A 1548-nucleotide genomic window follows, 5' to 3' on the forward strand; every position below is an offset into this window, starting at 1 on the left:
GGGGGGTGCCTCTATGTCGTTCGTCAATCTCGCGCTGCCGGTTTCGCTGGTGTTGGTCCCGTTCATGCGGCGAGGGCGACGGCGGGAGTTCGTGATTCGTAGAAGGTGCCGTCGCGGAGCATCGCGAACAGGACGCTGATGCGTTGGCGGGCGAGGCGGAGGAGAGCTTGGGTGTGGGTCTTTCCGCGGGCGCGTTGCTTGTCGTAGTAGGTCCGTGAGGCGGGATCGGCGTTCATGCAGGCGAAGGCGGACAGGAACATGGCCCGTTTGAGCTGCCGGTTTCCGCCTCTGGGTGCGTGTTCGCCGTGGATCGAGGTTCCCGAGGACTTCGTTGTCGGGGCCAGGCCGGCGTAGGAGGCGAGGTGGGCGGCGGTGGGGAAGCTGGTGCCGTCACCGACGGTGGTCAGCAGCACGGCGGCGGTCCTGACGCCGACGCCCGGCATCGAGGTCAGGACCTGGGAAAGAGGGTGGGCCTCCAGCAGGGTGCTGATCTGGGCTTCCAGGGCCCGGCGCTGTTCGTGGACAGCACCGAGGGAGCGGGCCAGCGACGGGACCACGATGTCGAGGGTGCCAGTGCCAGGAACAACGACGGTCTGTTCGTCCAAGGCATCGAAGACGTCGTCGATCAGCCGTGCAGCCATGCGTGGGGCCTTGGGACGGACGAGATCGACGAGGCGCCGCCGGCCGGCTTTCCGCAACGCGGCCGGGGATCCGTAGCGTTCCAGGAGCCAGGTGACGGCCTGGTGGTCGAGGCGGGGGCCCAGGACGCGTTCCAGGCTGGGGTGGAACTGGTTGAGCAGGCCGCGTATCCGGTTGCTGGTGCGGGTGGCCTCGGCGGCGAGGTCTTGGTCGAAGCCCACCAGGACGGTCAGCTCGGCGGTGATCTCGTCGGTCAGTTCGAGCGAACGCAGGGTGTGGGGCAGGGTGCGGGCGGCGTCCGCGATCACCGCCGCGTCCCTTGCGTCGGTCTTCGCCTCGCCCGGGTAGAGGTCGGCGATCCGGCGCATCGCGAGTCCGGGCAGGTAGGCGACCTTGCAGCCCGCGTCGCGGGCGACGGCCAGGGGCAGCGCGCCGATAGAGGCGGGCTGGTCCACGATCACCAAAACGGTGCCGAACTTCGCGGCCAGCTTGTCGAACACAGCCCGAAGTTTCGGCTCGCTGTTGGGCAGCTGCTTGTCGAAGACCACCTTTCCGGCCGGAGTCAGCCCGTGTCCGTGATGGTTGCTCTTGCCGACATCCAGGCCCAGGAAGACGCCCACCTCAGTGGTGTCGAACATCGCTACTTTCCCTCTCGCCAGGGGTGTTCACGGTGCTGGCCCCGGCGTCGGTGTCGTACGCGCGCATCCACGTTATGCAGACCTGCCGCCCGCGAGCTGTCCGGCATTGCGCCGGACCGGGCGGTGGCCGGACCTCTCATCAGCGTCTCCGACGGCACCTACCGGGCCCGGTGACACCACCCCCCAGGTCATGTCTTCGACAGGGGGACACAGTCATGCCGGGCCCGGAGGCCAGCAGCCCCGTTGCGGGACCGCGAAAAAGATAACGGGG

1 protein-coding gene is annotated in these 1548 nt (G+C 68.3%); it reads right to left on the reverse strand.

Annotated elements, in window-relative coordinates; genetic code table 11:
* Window positions 1-62 precede the first annotated feature (62 nt).
* Window positions 63-1277 (reverse strand): IS110 family RNA-guided transposase, encoded by a 1215-nt coding sequence (locus ABEA77_RS33735; RefSeq protein ID WP_345655965.1) that lies wholly within the window; start codon window positions 1275-1277, stop codon window positions 63-65.
* Between the last annotated feature and the right edge of the window lie 271 nt (window positions 1278-1548).

Origin of the sequence: Streptomyces tremellae, from assembly GCF_039540215.1 — a bacterium.
In the GTDB taxonomy this organism is placed as follows: domain Bacteria; phylum Actinomycetota; class Actinomycetes; order Streptomycetales; family Streptomycetaceae; genus Streptomyces; species Streptomyces tremellae.

Excerpts from the sequence above, each read along its gene's own strand:
- ABEA77_RS33735 (WP_345655965.1), bottom strand. The coding sequence starts at position 1,277 with ATGTTCGACACCACTGAGGTGGGCGTCTTCCTGGGCCTGGATGTCGGC.